This is a genomic window from Bradyrhizobium sp. SOJA106 (assembly GCF_059448745.1).
In genome coordinates, this window is record NZ_CM182549.1 from 1417338 (window position 1) to 1435197 (window position 17860).

Annotated in this window: 18 protein-coding genes and 1 pseudogene; 4 read left to right on the plus strand and 15 right to left on the minus strand. The window is 57.7% G+C overall.

Annotated features, from left to right (window positions below):
* Positions 1-79 precede the first annotated feature (79 nt).
* The 3 genes from AC5V87_RS06585 to AC5V87_RS06595 all read right to left on the minus strand — a co-directional run bounded on the left by AC5V87_RS06585 (position 80) and on the right by AC5V87_RS06595 (position 4011).
* On the minus strand, positions 80-1513 hold the full coding sequence (locus AC5V87_RS06585; protein ID WP_495370338.1) for a M16 family metallopeptidase: 1434 nt from the start codon (positions 1511-1513) through the stop codon (positions 80-82).
* Positions 1513-2865, minus strand: coding sequence for a M16 family metallopeptidase (locus AC5V87_RS06590; RefSeq protein WP_495371840.1), 1353 nt, complete (start codon positions 2863-2865; stop codon positions 1513-1515). Before AC5V87_RS06590 ends, AC5V87_RS06585 begins: the two co-directional genes overlap by 1 nt.
* Before the next feature lie 435 nt (positions 2866-3300).
* Complete coding sequence (locus AC5V87_RS06595) at positions 3301-4011, minus strand: hypothetical protein (RefSeq protein WP_456840811.1); 711 nt, start codon at positions 4009-4011, stop codon at positions 3301-3303.
* 729 nt (positions 4012-4740) lie between these two features.
* Between AC5V87_RS06595 and AC5V87_RS06600 the strand changes: the two genes are divergently transcribed.
* Together AC5V87_RS06600 and AC5V87_RS06605 are read left to right on the plus strand one after the other, a co-directional pair.
* Positions 4741-4926 carry a hypothetical protein gene (locus AC5V87_RS06600; RefSeq protein ID WP_456840810.1) on the plus strand — a complete coding sequence of 62 codons (186 nt, stop codon included), beginning with the start codon at positions 4741-4743 and terminating at the stop codon, positions 4924-4926.
* Between the two features lie 391 nt (positions 4927-5317).
* Positions 5318-5482 carry a hypothetical protein gene (locus tag AC5V87_RS06605; RefSeq protein WP_495370339.1) on the plus strand — a complete coding sequence of 55 codons (165 nt, stop codon included), beginning with the start codon at positions 5318-5320 and terminating at the stop codon, positions 5480-5482.
* Positions 5483-5739: 257 nt separating this feature from the next.
* On the opposite strand, the pseudogene AC5V87_RS06610 reads toward AC5V87_RS06605, so the two are convergent.
* The 12 genes and pseudogenes from AC5V87_RS06610 to AC5V87_RS06665 form a co-directional block, all read right to left on the minus strand.
* Positions 5740-6039, minus strand: a pseudogene (locus AC5V87_RS06610) (hypothetical protein); the annotation flags it as partial.
* On the minus strand, positions 5942-6277 hold the full coding sequence (locus tag AC5V87_RS06615) for a hypothetical protein (RefSeq protein ID WP_495371841.1): 336 nt from the start codon (positions 6275-6277) through the stop codon (positions 5942-5944). The pseudogene AC5V87_RS06610 and the gene AC5V87_RS06615, both read right to left, overlap by 98 nt.
* On the minus strand, positions 6250-6408 hold the full coding sequence (locus tag AC5V87_RS06620) for a hypothetical protein (protein ID WP_456840808.1): 159 nt from the start codon (positions 6406-6408) through the stop codon (positions 6250-6252). The genes AC5V87_RS06615 and AC5V87_RS06620 overlap by 28 nt, the downstream gene beginning before the upstream one ends.
* 108 nt (positions 6409-6516) lie before the next feature.
* Positions 6517-7062, minus strand: a complete 546-nt coding sequence (locus AC5V87_RS06625) for a tetratricopeptide repeat protein (protein WP_495370340.1) — start codon at positions 7060-7062, stop codon at positions 6517-6519.
* A gap of 106 nt (positions 7063-7168) precedes the next feature.
* Positions 7169-9286, minus strand: coding sequence for a type III secretion system export apparatus subunit SctV (gene sctV / locus AC5V87_RS06630; RefSeq protein ID WP_495370341.1), 2118 nt, complete (start codon positions 9284-9286; stop codon positions 7169-7171).
* 8 nt (positions 9287-9294) lie between these two features.
* On the minus strand, positions 9295-9717 hold the full coding sequence (gene sctY, locus AC5V87_RS06635; RefSeq protein WP_495370342.1) for a type III secretion apparatus assembly chaperone SctY: 423 nt from the start codon (positions 9715-9717) through the stop codon (positions 9295-9297).
* A 2-nt stretch (positions 9718-9719) separates the two neighbouring features.
* A complete protein-coding gene (locus AC5V87_RS06640) occupies positions 9720-10259 on the minus strand; it encodes a hypothetical protein (RefSeq protein ID WP_495370343.1) in 540 nt (179 codons plus the stop codon).
* A gap of 33 nt (positions 10260-10292) precedes the next feature.
* On the minus strand, positions 10293-11183 hold the full coding sequence (locus AC5V87_RS06645; protein ID WP_495370344.1) for a SctD/MshK family protein: 891 nt from the start codon (positions 11181-11183) through the stop codon (positions 10293-10295).
* 115 nt (positions 11184-11298) lie between these two features.
* A complete protein-coding gene (locus AC5V87_RS06650) occupies positions 11299-11565 on the minus strand; it encodes a nodulation protein NopA (protein WP_495370345.1) in 267 nt (88 codons plus the stop codon).
* Between the two features lie 37 nt (positions 11566-11602).
* Complete coding sequence (locus tag AC5V87_RS06655; RefSeq protein ID WP_495370346.1) at positions 11603-11899, minus strand: hypothetical protein; 297 nt, start codon at positions 11897-11899, stop codon at positions 11603-11605.
* Positions 11900-12798: 899 nt separating this feature from the next.
* Entirely contained in the window at positions 12799-14598 is a 1800-nt protein-coding gene (locus AC5V87_RS06660; protein ID WP_495370347.1) for an HrpF/NolX family T3SS translocon protein, read from the minus strand.
* Between the two features lie 967 nt (positions 14599-15565).
* Positions 15566-16267, minus strand: coding sequence for a secretin N-terminal domain-containing protein (locus AC5V87_RS06665; protein ID WP_495370348.1), 702 nt, complete (start codon positions 16265-16267; stop codon positions 15566-15568).
* Between the two features lie 191 nt (positions 16268-16458).
* On the opposite strand from AC5V87_RS06665, the gene AC5V87_RS06670 reads away from it, so the two are divergent.
* Both AC5V87_RS06670 and sctJ read left to right on the plus strand, forming a co-directional pair.
* Positions 16459-16980 (plus strand): nodulation protein NolB, encoded by a 522-nt coding sequence (locus AC5V87_RS06670; protein WP_495370349.1) that lies wholly within the window; start codon positions 16459-16461, stop codon positions 16978-16980.
* 17 nt (positions 16981-16997) lie between these two features.
* Positions 16998-17852 (plus strand): type III secretion system inner membrane ring lipoprotein SctJ, encoded by an 855-nt coding sequence (gene sctJ, locus AC5V87_RS06675; protein WP_456843451.1) that lies wholly within the window; start codon positions 16998-17000, stop codon positions 17850-17852.
* Positions 17853-17860 lie beyond the last annotated feature (8 nt).

Below are 17860 nucleotides of genomic sequence, written 5' to 3' on the forward strand. Positions count from 1 at the left end.
CCGCGAGCTAAAGGCGGGCGGCTAGGCGCACTCTGTGCGGAGCAGCCAGGCGCTTGCTAAGCGCCTGGCTGCTAGAAGGTTAATTCGGTGGCGCCATCGGAGCGGCATCTAGCTGCTCGGTGCCTGGCGGAGGTATGGTCGCCGGTGGCATGGTGGTCGGCTGCGTTGCGTCCTTTGGGGAGCGGCCAACGATAATTGTGAGCAGACCATCGCCCCACAGCCGCCGCGCTGCTCTCTTCGCGTCCGCCAACGTCACCCCATCGACCACGGCGTTGTGCTTTTCGAAATAGTCGATGGGCAGCTTGTCAAGCTGCTGCTGCTGCAGCGTCCGCGCAAGCTTTGATGATGTGTTGAGAGCCAGCAGTTGCGAACCCTTCAGGTAGGACTTTGCATCATCGAGTTCCTGCTGAGTCGGTCCCTCCTCGGCGATGTGGCGGACCTGCTTCTCGATTTCTTCGACCGTTTCGTCGGCACGATCGGCGCAGGTGCCGCTATTGCCTAGAAACATGGCTGAATGATCCAGCCAGACCATGTTCTCACGAACCGAGTAGGCTAGTCCGCGCTTCTCGCGGACTTCGCGGAACAAACGCGACGTCAGGCCGGCGCCGCCGAGGATGTGATTGACGACATAGGTGGCCATGAAATCGGGCTCGGTACGACGGACGGCTGGACCGCCAAAAGTTACAACTGTCTGTGGAACGTCGAGCGGAATAAAGACCCGCTGCGGCGGCTTTGCTGCGATGACGTCGGGGACTGGCGTCGCTTCCGCTTTGGTCGGCAGGCTGCCAAAGGTTTTGTCGAGCAGCTTGCAGAGGATCTCTGGATCGACGTCGCCGACCACCGCGAGTTTGAGCGTGTCTTTTGCGAGCACGCGTCGGACATAGCCCTTGAGATCCGCGACTTCGATCTTCGGCACGCTTTCCAGCGAGCCTCCGACTGGGCGAGCATAAGGATGATTGCTAAAGGCGACTTCGAGGAACTTGCGATGGGCCAGAGACGAAGGATCGGTCGAGTCGTGCCGAAGGCGCGCAAGGACAGTGGCACGGATCCGTTCGACATCGGCCGCGTCGAAACGCGGCGAGGTCAGCGCCATCCGTAAAAGGTCGAAGGCGTCGTCTGCGTTGTCCTCGAGCGTGCGCAAGGAACCGCGGAAGTGATCATGGGTCGAGTGAAAATGCAGATCAATGGCACGATGCTCGAGCCGCTCATGAAAGGTCTTGAAGTCAAGCTCGCCGGAACCTTCCTTGAGCAGGCCAGCAACCATGTGGCTTACGCCAGGTTTTTGTTCGGGGTCCTGAGTCGCGCCGCCGGTGAAGGCAAATTCCATCGCGATCAACGGGACAGTGGAGTCCTGCACGAACCAGGCTTCTATACCGCAAGACGAAACCAGGCGCTTGATCCTGGTCCGGGCAAGCGTCCTCGTGGCGGCAAGCGAATTGGGCGAAGCGAGCGTGGCGATTGAGAGCGAGCCTCCCCCAAGGAGGACCTCACGTCGTGTGCAAGGATGGATCATTAGAGCTTCTCCCCGTGTTTTGGGGTGGACTCTTTGATGAGATAGCCGGTCACCGCTCGCTTCTTGTCGAACCATTTCCGCGCGGCCTCCTGCACCTGCTGGGCACCGACCGCGCGGATGCCATCCGGCCAGCCCCGAATATCGTCGATGGATAGTCCCGTTGTGAGGCCGCGGCCATACCAGCGCGCGAGCATCTCCTGATCATCCTGGGCGTAGGTTACCCGCGCGATCAGCCGTGTCTTGACCCTCTCGAGATCTTCGGTGCTCGCGGGATTACCCGCAATGTCGGCTATTACCTCGTCGATGGAGCGCTCGATCTGGCTGAGTTTGACGCCGGGTTTTGGTACGGCAGAAACCGCGAATAGCGAGGGATCGAGCGCGGCAGAGTGGTAGCTCGCTCCGGCAGTGACCGCGAGCTGCTTTTCGACCACCAGCGAGCGATAGAGATATGAGTTGACGCCGCCGCCCATCAACTGCTCGAGCACGTCGAGCACTGGACCCTCGCCGGCAGCCGCGGTGCGAGCCGATGGTATAAGATAATAGCGGTGCAGGGCTGGCTGCTCGATGCGGGCATCGGCCAACGTCACTGTGCGCGGCGCGGCCGGCGTCGGCTCCTGCGGCCGCAGGCGTTCCGGGGGAATTGATGCTTGCGTGGGGATGCCACCAAATGTCTCCGTCACCATCGAGCGGATTTCCTTAGGGGCGAGGTCGCCAGCGACAATCAGGATCGCGTTGTTCGGTGCATAAAAGCGCTTGTAAAAAGTAAGCGCATCCTCTCGGGTAAGCTTTTCGATTTCGTGGCGCCACCCAATAATGGGGCGACCGTAGGGGTGGTTGAGGTAAAGCGCCGCCATCATCTGCTCGGCGAGACGTTCACGCGGATTGTTGGCGACGCTCATATTGAATTCCTCCAGAACGACGTCGCGCTCGCAAAGCACGTCCTCATCTTTGAGAATGAGACCGGTCATGCGGTCGGCTTCAAATTCCATCATCTTACCGAGGTGCTCGCGCGGCACGTGCTGGAAGTAGCTGGTGTAGTCGAGCCCGGTGAAGGCGTTGTGAGTGCCGCCGGCGCGCAGGACGGCCTTGGAGAAGGCATCCGCCGGATGTTTGGAGGTGCCCTTGAACATCAGGTGTTCGAGGAAATGCGCAAGCCCCGATTTGCCAGACGGCTCGTCGGCGGAGCCGACCTTATACCAGATCATCTGAGTCACAACGGGTGTGCGCTGATCCGGGATCGCGAGCACCTGGAGGCCGTTCTGAAGCGTGAAGCTAGCGGGCCGATCTGATCTGACCCTGTCGGCAAAGACGCTCTCCTCTTCAGGTAGATATAAGTCACTGCTATCATCCATCCTGTGCTCGACCGCCGGCGCGGTGAGCGTCGTCGAGCCGGAGGTATTAGCGGCGGTACCTCCTGCCTTGGCGGTGACCGAACTCAGAGTCTTCATGGTATCGCCTTTCATTCCATGCTGATCCACGTTCATGGCAGGCAAATCCGACAAAGCGCGGAGCCGCCCGTTTTGCCAAACAGCAGAGCAAAGACCGGACCAGTTGCTGGAGTGGCGTACTCACGGCCGCGCGCACGCCAAGTGGATACAGCACAGAACTGGCACCTACCATCCTGGCAAAAGGTGAACCGTCGACGTGTCGTGAACACGACATTTACGCACGACGCGTCAAGAAAACCTGGCGTCAACTGGCAGAATGGAAACTTGCAGAAGAGATCGATTGAGCAGCGGTATGAGGTCGGACCAACTTTCCGCAGGCTCGCGGCTATAGATCTCGCTCTATACGATGAGTGGCTTGGCGATATTTCTCATGGTCGCGAGGCGGGAGTCGGCGAGCAGCTCCCTGGAGTACACTGCGCCGAAGTAGTCCAGGACAAAGGTACCAGAATAGCGTAGAGTATCGGCCGCGCGGATTAGGTTATCAAGAATTGTGCCGACTTGGCCGATGCGATCGCGATAGCGCGAGCGGATAACATTAACGGCGTTCATCGAGTGGACCGCCTCGTCGGCAATTACCTCCCGCAGCCAATGATGGAATGTGTTGTTCCCAAGGGCGTCATAAAACGGTTTTTCTGCTGCATAGGCGCGGCAAGTGCACATTTCATCAAATGCGATCATAACCATCACGGAAAATTCGTCCTTCAGGTGTTCAACGATCGGCCCAAAATCATGAGATCGAGCATCCAATCTCTCCCGAAGAGTCTTTTCGGATTCATTAGCGACAAGTTCAATGATCCGGATGAATCCGTCGGTGTGGCGCTCTTCGTCAATCGCCCAGGCGTTAAAGAATGCAGCAGCTTCATCGGAAGCGATAAGATTTCGCGCCACTAATTCTTGTTTCAAGTACCGGGCGTCATATTCGGTGTACAGATCAGGCCACAATTTGTCCCAACGTGCGCGGACAGCCGACGGCTCGGCGGCGAACATCGCTGGCGTAAGAGTATTGAATAATTCTTTTGGACTCCAGTTCCGTCGGAACGGCGTGATCATCCGAGTGCCCCTAAACGCGTAGGATGCGAGCGCGCCGGCGCACAATTGTTGTCATCTGTTCGCTCGTGTCATCCGTCGCTCGCATAGCATATGCTACAAACAAGAGGCCGTCGTCTCCCTGTTTTGGTAGGCTGATGGCCAGAGGTCTTTCGGCTGGCTGAAGCGTCCCCTTGGATGGCGCAATAGCCTTTTGTGATCCACACAGCCGCAAAACCCGGGACACTTGTCATTGCTCGTTGCGGGTCTAAAACGGCCTCCTTGACCTCGCGAGGGGCGCTCTGGCGGGCCGCCATGCTGACAGGCACGATAGTTTCAGCAGATCCACGACGCCGCCAGGGGTAAAAGGATGGCGACAAAGCACCGGCTCTCTGTCTTTCAAGTCACCAATAAACGGATTGCCTAAATTAGTTAGTGAAGAGTCGAAAGACAGGCCAGTTCACAGTCATCCCGATTGAGATGCAAGCCGAAACGTGCCTCGCTCGCGCTAGCTATCGCTAACTCCGCTATCCAACCAAATAAGCTGAGCCAACGGGGTGCAGAAGCGCCCGGATGGAGCACTGCCGAGCGGTTTTATGTGGATGTGATCCTTGTGGAAGACATTCATTATCGGCCCCCGTCATGCCGGCAAGATTCTGCCAACCATTCACGGCTTCCACTCCGACCGCTAACGGATCGAAAACGGTTTTCGAGCAAGTTCTTGCCCGGGATAGCAGGGGAGGAGATCCACACATGAGCGGACCGGCCGTTATGGAAAACGTGCGCCGCTATCGCGCGATAGCTTCGTTGTGCCGTCAGTCCGCCGCATTTCGGCCAATCCAACGGGACTCGTTGCTAGCCCAAGCTGCAGAGTGGGAGGAACGCGCGATCGCAGAGATCGAGAAATACTTCAGTTGTTCTGCTGCACGTCCTGCTTGATTGCGCTCGACGATGAAAAGTATCCACCATCTGGCCAATAGGTCGGATCATGAAAGGCAATGCTGGCCAAACGATCCAGTCGCGCAAGCGGCCGCGCTGGGAATTCATCGGTGGGAGCTTCGAATAGAACGCTCAAATAACTTCATCATCTCCGCCAGCACATCCCGGGCCCTCGTCCGGCCACCGGATAGCTCAGCTCTATTGCTTCCGCCCGGGCCGACGCTGTGCCAAGGGGCCCATTACGTTGCCCGGGGGATGATGCGTTCGCATTCGGCAAGAAGGAGTCCTTGGTTCGGCGCCGTTCGTCGCGGTGCCGTGCAAATATTAAGCCCTAAAGCCGACCGTAAGAGGGCCATGCCGAGTAAATCTGCTAGCCGCCGGGAGCTCAGATATGTTCAATGATCGCCTGATGAATGTCGGCGCGCGCTGGACATCCGGAAGATCCGATGTTGCGCCGCGCAAGGAAAACGGAAACTCCGGCTTATCAAAAGCGCGATTCCGCCGTCCCCTGCGGATGCAGAAATCATTGATCAAGAGTTATATGGCGAGGGCATGATATGCGAGGCTGACCTCGCCAAAGTCGATCTGGCCAATGACGTCGGTTATCTTCGTGTAGAGCCTGTACGCTCTACATAAAATATATTCATCATACGGATCGCTCGCAGGCTTTACCGCACTCTCGGTCCACCTGGCATTGCCGCTATTGTCTTCAGTTGCGGCAAGTACAAGGGCGGTTTACCGGCTCGTTGCCTTGTCCTTTGTTTTTCTATTTGTCCTCGTGCTTGGTGGAATCAAGTGCCATCATCGAGTCACTTACCTCAACAGCTGCTGCGCGGGCTTTCGCTTCCGGATTGAAAGAGTGAGAGAGAACGAGGGTTCGCTGCCGTCGATCCGGAGCTGATGTTCAAGCAAGATATCGCCCGCGTTATCGACAAGCGGATGAGTAGCCTGGAAATCCATTATTGAGGTGAGTTCATCTCACCCAGGTAATTGTTCGCGCCAAAGTTTCTTGCGCTTAAGCAGCTCCCTCGGACGACCTCCGGCTTCGGTTCTCAGGAACCCGGCGCTCTTGTTCCCGAGCTGATAGCTGAAATATCGCGCTTTCTCCGAACCAGACTTCGTGCGGAAGAAAAACGCAACGTCCGCTGTGCGTCGAGCCTTTCGGGACACCGGAGCTCAAGTATCGCTGCGGATTCGCAGCAATATCCTCTGTGTCTCCGCCATAAAACTCTGCCAGCTTGTTCTCGAATGAAGATCTTGAGATCTCAACCGCCGGTGGCTCGTCAACCAGCGCGTATGGCAGGACTGCAGTCGAAAAATGAATCAGAGGATAAACTCGATGGCGCCGAATTCAGGAAGGAGAGTATATCCAGCGAATCCTTGGCGATGCGCGTAGTACCGGTCATCAGTCCCGCTCGTTCTCATTTCATCGGCCTCGGAAGCGCATTTTGTATCGGATAAATTGCTGGTGCGCTGAAACATGAAGCCTCCCATTTGTATCCGCGAGGTCGCGGGGGCTGCCGCCGATTGAGTGTTCCGCGTTCATGGCAAGCCGAGCTGTCGGCATGCTGACAGCTAAGCATCAAGACGTCACCATTCCGATCCGCTCCCGCATGGGCTTGTTCGAGATAGCGCCGCGAAGCGCGGGCCGTCCGCCTGCGGTGCTGGGTTGGCGCCGCCGGTCTCCGTCTGACCTTCAAGGGCGATGGACAGTTTGAAGTTATTGCGCAGCATCGGGTTTGCGGGTTCCGCTGCGAGAGCTTGGCGGTAGAGTTCTTGGGCCTCCCGATGTCGGCCCTCATGATCGAGAACAACTGCTTTGGCGTTCAATGCGCGCAGATCGCCAGGGGCTGCCAATAGGATGCCGTCGAGCACCTCAAGCGCATCATTGGGGCATTTGCGTGCCAGCAAAGCCCGCGCAAGAGGAATCGCGGCATCAACATTGTCCGGTCGTTGCTTCAGCGCATCGCGCAAAGCCTTCTCGTCAGCATCCCGACCGAGGGCGAGAGCGATGCGCTCGCGCATAGCTGGATCGACCTCCTTGGCCCCGACCAGCTCTGCCGCAGACGTCGGCTCCTGTGAAAGACCCGACTTGTGCGAGTTAACGCAACCTGCGAGCAGCACGATGGCAAGCATGGGGAGGAAGGCCGAGCACGAATAGCGACGAAAGTTACTCCAGCGCCGCAGAACGTTAATGTTACATAGATTCATAGGCGACCTCACGATCCCAAACCTGTGCTCGTCAGCCGGCCGCAGGGAGGAGGTCACGACGCCCGCCTGTAGGAGTCTTGTCCTTGCCAGGCGCAAGTTTGACGGAGCCAATCGGCTGGATGGTGAAATCCGAGGCGAGATCCTGATAGGAGAGAACAGGTAGGTCTATTCCATTGCGAGTGAGAAAGCCGCGGACGAAGCGTCGGATATCCATCGATCCCAGGATAACTGGCTGATTCTGACTGCGTGCGATGCTCGAATGGATCTGGCGAAATTGTGAAAGCAGCATCTCGCTTTGCCGATCCTCCAAAACGAGATAGGGACCGACAGCGGTCTCGCGCACCGCACTGCGCACGATATCCTCGGTCTCGCGCTCGACGATAAAAGCCGCGACAACACGATGGGCGTTGGCGTAGCGGTGACAGATCTGCCGCTTCAGGGCGGAGCGGACATATTCGGTGAGCAGTACGGCATTTTGTTCCCGTTCGCTCCATTCTGCAAGCGCCTCCAAAACCAAACGGGTGTTCCGGATCGGGATGCCCTCGTCCAGCAAGCGACGTAGGACATCCGCGATGCGAGGGATCGGTGTCGTACGCAGCACCTCTTTCACCAGATCGGCATATTCCTGCTCCATCCGGCCAAGCAACTGACGCGTTTCCTGAATGCCAACCAGGCGCTGTGCATAGCGTGTCAACGTTGACTGGACGCGCAAGGCGATGATTTCGCTCGGATGGTGGTGCCCTATTCCGGCTGCTTTGAGAGCAGGCGCATGGACTTGTTTGATCCAGATCCGATTCGTGTCTGGGTCGTGCCAAAAGGGGATCCCGCTCAAATCAATGTTCGCCACGTCGTCATTAAGTAAGAGTTGTGTGGGGTCAATGGCGCCCTCTTCTACGGGCACTCCTTCGACGTCCACCCGGAATTGCAATTGGGCCAGGTGCTTTGCGCTTTGGGCGGGAATGCGTGGAATTGTGATGCCAAGATCAGCTGACACCAGTGCCGCAACCCGAGCGACGCACTGCTCGAGTTCCCCTACGTCGATTGCCTGCATCAAGCTCGGCGCTAGCAACAGCGTAATTGGAAGTGCCTCCGCGGGCACGGCTTGCTTCTGACCCTGTGCGGAAGCGGGAGCCGAACCGGTGGGACCGGCGCCGGCTTTGGGAGCGGTCTTGCCCTCTTGCACGCCAACCTTGAGAAAGCTGGCGGCGGAGAAGAGCGCGGCCAGTATGACAAAGGGGGGCAAAGGGAAGCCAGGAACGAGCCCCATCACAAGCAAGACACAGGAGGCCAAGCGTAGCGCTTGTGTGCTGGCCGTAAGTTGGTTGACGATATCGGCGCCGAGATTGAGTTTGGAAGGACCGTTGACACGAGTAACAATGGTTGCGGCGGTAATTGACAGTAGCAGAGCCGGAATCTGCGAAATGAGCGCATCACCGATCGTCAGGATGGTGTATTGATGCATCGCCTCCTCGAGGGACATGCCCTTGGAGAGTGATCCGATCGTGATGCCACCCAGCATGTTGATGCAGATGACTATAAGTCCGGCTATGGCGTCGCCCTTCACGAATTTCATAGCGCCGTCCATCGCGCCGTGCAGTTGGCTTTCTCGCTCCAGCGCGCCGCGCCGGCTGCGGGCTTCGTGCTGATCGATATGGCCGTTGCGCAGCTCCGCGTCGATCGCCATCTGCTTGCCCGGCAGCGCATCGAGCGTGAAGCGCGCCGATACCTCCGCCACCCGTTCGGCGCCCTTGGCGAGGACCATGAACTGCACCATGGTCACGATCAGGAATATGACAATGCCGACGGCGATGTTGCCGGATATGACGAAATCGCCGAAGGTATGGATGATGCTGCCGGCATCGCCCTCGGCTAGGATCAGTCGCGTCGTTGCAACGGTAAGAGCGAGACGAAAGACGGTGGAGATCAGGATGACGCCCGGCAGGGACGAAAAGTCGAGCGGCGTGTTGAGATACAAGGCTACCATCAACAGCAATATGGCAAACCCTAGATTGAAGCCGATCAGCATATCGATCACGATGATCGGGATCGGCATGATCATCATTCCGATGGCCAGAAGAAGCATCAACGCGACCATCAAATCCGGGTGAGCCGGCGCGCGCGTGATGAGATTTCGTAGAAGGTTGGCCATCAGAAGCCTTATTGTTGTTCGATTGCAGCTGTGCCGCCCCGCAACAAAACGTAGCGTTTGAAGACGGCTTTCGCTTCGGTCATGCGGCCAGCGTGACGCAGGGCGTGGCTGCGCATCAGCATCAAGGGCAGACACGAAGACGGCTCGTCATCCAGTTTGTCAAGCTTGTCCAATACCGACAGTGCTTCGTCACCGCGACGCTCCGAGATGAGAGCGTAGGCCAGGATGCGGAGCAGTCCGATGTCTTGGGACTGTTCGTGAGCGACCAGCCGCAACAGAGCCAGGCTCTTGGCGCTCTGTCCGCACGCAAGGTAGACATAAGAAAGCACGCAGAGCAAATCTCGCTCCGGCCCGGAGATCAGCTCGACAGCGCCGGCTTCGGAAACGCGCTGTGTAGATGTGAAGTGTTGCACTTTGTCTGGCCCGGCCATCGCTAGCCTTTGATCAAGCCGTTGTGACTCTGCCGGAGCAGGATTAATCGCTGCAGCTCCAGTTGCAGAAGCGCGGCCCCTTCACGTGACACCAAATCCTCTGGCGCGGCTGATAGCGTATCAGCCAAACGCTCCAGAAGAAGGCCGTGTTGCTCTGGACGCAGAACATGCGAATGACGTAAGCGCGGCGTGACGAAGGAGAGCAGACCGTGCGCGAGATTGGGCTCATTAAGCCAAGCGAGTTCCGAGCCTGGCTCGACCTGACCTGGCGGGGCGCGCGCCTCGTCGAGATTGACGCGCGAAACTGCATCGATCGAACTGAGCTCGAGCGCGCTCTCGATCGTGGCGTCCACCAACGGATCCAGCACGTCGCTGTGACGAGAAATTGAGGTGTGGCTGTTGTTATCATTGCCACGCGTCCGATCAATCCCGATGGACTTGCCTCGAGGACTAACGGGCGTGATGGCAGATGCATGATGATCGACGTTTGGCTCCTGAAAAGAGGTGCCAGGCTTGACGGGATTCGGGGGCAGCCTAGTCATGGCACGTTGCTTCCTTACCTGCGGCCTAAAACGCTAATAGGGTAGGGTGGCAAGCCGACCATCCCGGCTCAGCAAAACACGCCCTTCCTCAATCCCGCAGACGGTCCATCCATTGCTCAAGAGCGCGCCGACGAAATACTTTTGACCAGCAACGACAATATAGGGTTCGCTCCCGCGCCAAACAGCTTGGACCTCAATTGCTGGGGGCGTCTTCTCAACCTTGATGGCGACCGCATTGACAAGCGTATAAGCGCCATTGCTATTTTGATCAAACCGCTGCTGGACGTCTCGCCATGTGGCGAGCGAGGCGGGCGTAACGGTGCCGTCGGCGGTGACAACGCCCGCCCCAGAGCCGACCTTGATGCCGACAAGGCCCGCTCTGTCAACTTCCTCTTGCAGCCGCTCGGCAGCTGCATTGGTGGCCAAAGCATCAGGAGCGCTGAGCGCCGGCGTGGGTGCAATGGTCGTAGCAGGGGACGACCGACTTGACGCCATGGTGGTGTCGGTCTGGACAAAACTGGATGAGACTGCGCCAACCGCGGCAGAGCTGATCAGGACAAAAGTGAGAACGGCGAGCGATATACGCCGGCGGTCGATGGAGCCAGCTTGTTTGCAGTCCTCGATCGTCCAGCGAATGGACATCGCCCCGGCATGCAAAACGACAGGAAGAGGGACAACAATGGGCTCATTCCCTAAAACAGTCTCGTGCCCCTCGATCCTGACGTCCCTCGCAAGGGCCTCGATCTCGATTGAATTGGAATGCGGGGTGACACGGAGATGGTGCGGTTCGAGGCCTTGTTCGACGAAGATTAAGTCTGCATCGAGGCTGCTGCCAATCAGACACGATCCGATCCCCACTTTACTTGTCAGCCCAGAATAACCCCCCGACAGCACTTCGAAATGCAAGCAATTTGGTTCATTCACGGTCAGTTTCCTGAATAGCGAACGGGACCGTACGGCAAAACCGTACGGCCCGTTGCGACTTCACAGACTAAGCAGCCGGGGAAAGTGGGGCGGCGACGCCGCCCCATCTCATCCCTTACTGCACCCGCTCATCGGCCGCTTTTTTGATAGTCGAAAGTTCAGTCGAGACAACGCGAAGTTCCACATCCCTCTCAGCAGCCTTTGTGCTGGTCGCAGTCAGAGCGGCGATTTGCTTTTGGAATGCCGCCTCTCCAGCAACTTCAGCAGCCGTGGAAGCTCCTGCAGCAGTAGCGGTGCCGGCTGCCCCACCTGCAGTCGAGGTACCAGACGCACCAACTCCTTTACCCATACTATTCTCCTGTTTGCTCGATTTCGCCGCCACGTGCGGCTCCTATTTCCTAACGTCGCAACATGCGACGTCAGGAATCCTCTTCTGTCTCGGCCATGACATCGTCGAAACGGCTCATTGCACTATTCGCAAATTGGAGAGCAACGGCTCCAAGAGCGACGTTGAACGCTTGCTGCATAGCGGCTTCATGCGAGCTACCGCCCGCAGTGGTCGCGCCGCCGTTTACAGGAATGTTTGCATCAGGCGATCGGCCATGATCGTCGCGCTCGCCAGGCTTGTGAGATGCGTTTTTGCCGCCGCTTTTGCCGCCAGCCGCATGGAGGTCAGCATCAACGTGCCCAGCGGCGCTAGAGCTAGCAACGCGCATCGGGTTCTCCTATGTCAATTCGATGTGCCAATCGAGGCAGGTTCCTCCCTCCACTCTGCAAGTATTAGCTTTCGACAAGCTGACGAGTCGTAGAAAATACAATGAGCCGATGGTGGATCGTCATTAGACGTTTCACCAGCAGACCGTATTTGAAAGGTTGCCGGCGAAAGCTGGAGATCAGATGGTTAAGACAAACAATCGTTTGTGGAGCTTGATCGGGTGAGCACGTTGCTCATCGCTTCGAAAGCGTTAAATTGGCGAAATATCAAAGCCACCACTAATAAAAGCGTTTTTGGGCTGAACGTGCTGCAATCTCTGGCTCACGTCCCTTGCGGTGCCTCCGAGCTCTTTGGACAATTTGCTTGCGGTCAGACGATGCGGCACGGAGCTTGACCTCGTCGGGAGCGAGGCTGGAAGCCAGAGTGACGGCGGGATTCAGCGGCCAGAGCGGTCCATCGGCCCTGGCGGGCCTATGGCAGATCCGTCAATCGCGACCCATTTCAGGGAGACCGAGCAGGAGCCCACTACTCAAGAAAGAGCCCTTTGGTTCCTACCGCTCTGGACCAATGTGCTCTCGATCCTTGCGCAACCGGCAGGCTCCGCGGCTGTGGCCGGTCTGTCGGGTATTGTTAATGCATCGCGATGTTGACAGGCGGCGTATGCAGTCAATGGAACTTCACAGCGGCAGACTGGGTTTGAGGTCGGATTCGAACGATCGAGTGCGGCCAACATAGTTTATGCGCAGCGAAGGGCCGAAATAAGTTTCTCGGATTCGGGGGGCGGTCTCAAGTATGCTGGTGGAGCTTGCGCGACCTACTGCTCGGCAGAGAGGCCCAAGCGCGCGGAGGTCGCGCAAGCTTAGTTTCCAGCGTGATCCTGAGAGGCTAGCGTCCTTCCGCCTAGGCGTAAGCGCCTGCAGCTTGCAAGCGCTCGGACTCGATGCGAGCCTTGAGGTTATTCAAATAATCCTCCGCGTAGGACTGGGCAACCGAAACCGGCAGGTTGATGCCGGCCGTCGCGGCTTCTTGAATTGCCTGCTTCACCAAGCCTTCTCGCATTGCTAATTTGACCTCAGGTCCGGCGATGCAGCCCACCGCCTGTGCCGCAAGGCTCAGCCCGGCTTCTTCCAGCGCTTGCTTTATGTTGCCGCCACTGATGGCAGTGTGAAGAAGATTTGCAGCTTGGGCCTCGGCTTCGAGCACCATTGACGCCAGATCGGCCAATTCACCCAAACCTGGAATGAAGCCAAGTACACCGACTGCTGTCGCGGCCCAGTCGAATACCTTAGAGCCAACTTTGAGCACGTCGTTAAGTGCGTGCATGAAGGCGCCACCGTTCTTTTTGGGAGACTTGATGTCGGGCTGGTCTGCCACGCCCATCGTCATATCCGCGACCGCGTCCTGCTCGGCTGGCGTTCGGACGGCATGCGTCTTCACTTGGTGGACGGTGCGGTTCGCACCCGACATGTTGTTGAAGAACTGGTTGAAGTCGCTGTTGCTGATGTTGCCGGAATCGACCGTATGCCCGCCGCCGAAGTCGAAGAACTTATGGTGGGTTTTGTAGCCCGTAATCGCGTTGTTCATCAACCCGAACAACACGGGATCGGAGAGCAGCTGGGAGGCCGCCTTTCGCACCTCGGGCGTGAGGCTCTTATCATCGACCATGCTCGCCAGCTTTTCCCGGGTCAGATCACCGTTCCCGAAGAAAGCTTTTTGGTTCTTGTTGATCGTATTGAGCGTATCGAGCTCGGCCTGCGTGAGAGTCATCGATGATGAAGCAATCTGCAGGAAGTCCTCTTTGTGGACCTTGTCTATCGAGCCACCATACAGCTGCTTCCATTCATCCGGGTGATCGAGGAAGTATTGAGCGGCCGCGAGGACCTGTGGCGGGCATTTTCCGGTTTTGGCTTCGCCGTCGACGATCCGCTTGAAATCCGCAAGGCTCAGGTTCTTAGGCAGGTTGTCGGAATACCGATAGAGCTCGCGCAATGCATCGGTCTGGGTCATAACCGATGGCTCGCCATTGCCGGTGCCGTCGGAAGGGATGTAGTTTTGCGTATAGCTCTTTGCCCGCTGCTCCTGGAACGCACCAACCTGAGGGTGGTGATCGGAGAAGCCGGAGAGATCACCTGCTTTAATCTTCCCGCCGCAGCGGCCGTCACCTTGCGAGCCTATCGCATAGAAGAGCTCTGGGTCCTGTTGCAGAGCCTCGATCGCCGCTTTTAGATCCGGTGGTGTGGAGGGATCGTTGGCCAAATCTCCAAGAGATTTCCAATCCAGCGGGCACTTGTCTTTGTGTCGGTTCAGCACCGACACAATATGCAGCTCGGCATGAGTCAACGTGCCGCTGTTCCACGTGATCCTGGAGCTTTGTACGGGTGCCTCTGCAATCTTCGGTGCGCTCTCAGCGGGGGAGGACTCCGTGGAGGATGGCTCTGGCGCCTGCTGACTTGCGTCCAGGGCGGCCTTGATCTCCGGCGGGAGGATGTTCCGCACCTCCCGCGTGAGTTCCTCCGTCAGCTGCTTGGCTGAGTCTGCAGCCGCCGGATCTTGCGGTGCGGAATGGTCATCGACTTTGTCTTTCAACGAGAAACTAGCCAGCATCGCCTCGAAATTTGAAAGATCCCGCGCCGATGAGGGCCCGGGCGCCAGCCCGGACAAAGTGGAGCTGGCGATTAGCGACAGGTTGTTGACTGACATTATACGTCCTCTGATTTGAGATCGCACCACAAGCCGGTCATGTGGCGCAGCCCGAGAATCGCGACGAACAACGAGCAATAAATGTTGATAGGATTCGATGGCACCTACCACTTGCTTCCGATTGCTCAGTGCGCCCCAGCGCTCAGTTCCGCTACAATCTATAGGCACATCGCCGTCTAGATATTCACGCCGTATGGTAGGTTCGATTAGCTTTCCAAAAGCTGACGGCATTCAAAGGTTTCATAACAAGACGCGAAATGACAGTGGAAAGGCGGTGATGGTTCTTGATATCGGAATCGGCTTTCCTGCTTTGTTTCGATCGCTCGCCTCCACGCCAATTAGGTCGAATTAATGAACCCGAGTCTGCCGCTTTGCGGATGGTCACGTGCGCTGATTCCTGCAACAACGTCGCAAGTCTCCGCAGCATCTGAGGGTGAAATCACCCACGCGTAGCGACCTGGCGCCTGCGCCCGACGAGCGTGTTGGCGTCTGCCCGATGAGCCAGATACAGAATGATCGTATCAGATTGACTGGCGTAGATGCTCGAAAGAGTCCGGCGGTATTGTGCCGACCATGTTGCTCCGAGCGGATGGAAGCTCAGCTGCGCCTGGCATTCTTTATGTCACCATGCTTATCCGCTTGGCGAGTGTTCGCTCGAGCCTACAGGCCAAAGGGCAGAGTTTAGCGATGGTTTGATACGAATAAACCTGCTTCTCGCCTTTCCGCCCTGTCAGGCACACCCAGGTTGGTGAATGTGGTTGTCCGGGCAGCCCTGGTCGGGATGCTGTTGGCCAGGACTCTGGTTCGCATCCGTGGCTCCGGCCTGGACGTTTATTTGCACCGCCCTGCAGCATCGGCCATCTACATATCCGCGCTCTGACACTGGCAGCAGTAGCTTTCGAAAAGCTGACAGAGGGCACTAGACAGACGCATGGCATCTCTTCGTAGGCGATCTGTTGTCATCAGGTCATTTCTTACCTGCATCGGGTAGGTGGACCATGCCGTCTTGATGTGGTGCCTCCGGCGGAGGAGCGTCATTCGGTCGTCCTTCGCGAATGACCACGCTGGAGGATCCCCGAAACAGCATCAAAACTGACTCGTGCGGCGGCTTTTCGCCACCGCTCGGGTTTCGCCGTGCCTGTGCCTCCGCCGCAAGTCCTTTGAGTGTTTGCTCCACAAGCGCGACAAAGCGGGGTGGACCAGAGGCGAAGACGAGGCCATCTCCCGGTACGGCTCTCACGATGTAACGCTCGTCGGAGATGTTGAGCGCATCGAGTGCCGCCTTGAGCGCATCAAAGCTGATTGGACTCAAGACCAAAAGGCGGCTTTGCGCCTCATGCGCGTCGGATACATAGAGCACCAGCCCATCGTAGTACCATTGAAGATTGTAGAGATTGATCAACCGTTCGAGGAACTCTCGCGGTGGGAGATCGGGCATTCGCCCGCGAATCCGCCCCTTCACCCCGGTGCTGACATTGACTCTGATATTTAGGTTGTTGCCGAATTCCTGCAGTGCGGCCGCGAGGTCCTGATCCAGAACTATGTAACTGTAAGGCGTCGATGGCAGCTCCAGGGGAGCGCCGAGGGCCTCGACGACGCCCAAGCAAATGAAAACACCAGCATAGAGAAGTTTCTTCAAGATGTGCCGCCTTGTGGATGGAATGAGCATTCCTGCTAGTTTTACGCTTGGGAACAAGCACCAGAATTCGTCCCAAAATTTGGAAGCCGCTGCTTCGTCGCAAATTGGAAGCTGACCGTGATCATTAGATGACAGCTGCTCGTCAGTTTTTGGTCAGCTTGCTTCTCTAGCGTGCCGGCCCGTTCGTGTGAACTGACGGCTCACCTCACTACGTGACAGAAATGATTTCCTCCATCTTGTTTGGCATTACGTCGACCCCTGTCAACTCCGTCGAGTGTGCCTCCAGCGGCTGTTCGCCGGCACACGCCCAGTTTGATGAGAGTCTTGCGCAGGCGGGCTCGAACCAAGGTGTCGCCTCTTCTGTGACCGAGCGCGCGCCAGCTCCATTGCTGCCGGAAGTGCAGCGCGCAGTCATGTCAGCGAGCCCGCTCGGCGATCGCGTCCTTCAGAGCATTTCTGCTATCCATCAGGGCAAGCCATTTCCGTCGGGTGCAGTTTCGCCGACGCTCGTCGGTGAGCCTGATCCTACCAAGGGTCTCCAGCTTGGGCCGGCAGCGCAACCAGTCTTGCGTGTTCAGCAAGTCGAGGTACATCCAGCGGGCAAACCGGAAGGTGCGGATCATTTCGACTCGGCGCTGGCGAATCTGCGGGATGTTTACAACGGCGTCATCCAGGTTTCGCTCCTCTCCAAGGGGACAGGTGCGGTCAGTTCATCTCTGAACAAGCTTCTATCGGCGGGCTGAGCGGGCCGTTGGCTGTCTTGACGAAAGACAAGATCGGTAACGGCTGTCCCGCAAGAAAGCGGCTTCATGCTCTCGTCCTGTTGCCGCTTTTGCTGACCCTCGCCGGTTGCAAAGCTGATCTGTATACCAAAGTTCAAGAGCGCGAAGCCAACGAGATGCTTGGGCTGCTCCTGAGCAAGGGCGTCGATGCCATCCGTGTTGTCGGTAAGGATGGGACCAGCACAATTCAGGTGGAAGAAAAGCAGCTCGCCTACTCGATCGAGATTCTGAATGACCAGGGCTTGCCGCGCCAACCCTTCAAGAGCCTTGGTGAGGTGTTCAAGGGGGCGGGCCTCGTTGCCTCTCCGGTTGAGGAGCGAGCCCGCTACGTCTATGCTCTCAGTGAAGAATTGTCGCGTACGATCAACGATATCGATGGTGTTCTCTCCGCCCGTGTTCATGTCGTTCTGCCGAAGAATGATCTTTTGCGACAGGATGCAACCCCGTCTTCGGCGTCGGTGTTCATTCGATACGCCTCGAACGCGAAGCTCTCAGCCTTGCTGCCGCAGATCAAGATGCTCGTCGCCAACAGCATCGAAGGTCTATCATACGACAAGGTGGCGGTCGTGTTCGTGCCGGTTGAGCGGGCTCAGCATGAGGTCTCCGTTGTGCCAGCGGCAGCTTCCGCCGAACCAACCAAGTTCAATGCAACCCACATTGCGATCGGTGCAGGAGGTGGGCTCGCCGCGTTGGGCATTCTATCTTACGTGCTGCTGAGCACACGTGGGCGACAGCTTCGTCAATCCTGGCGCAAAGTGACGAGTCTCGGCAGAGATGCCAGCAGCCCAGCGGTCCAGTCCGCCGGCAAAAAGCTCTCCTCCGATCCGAAATAGCGGCAGCA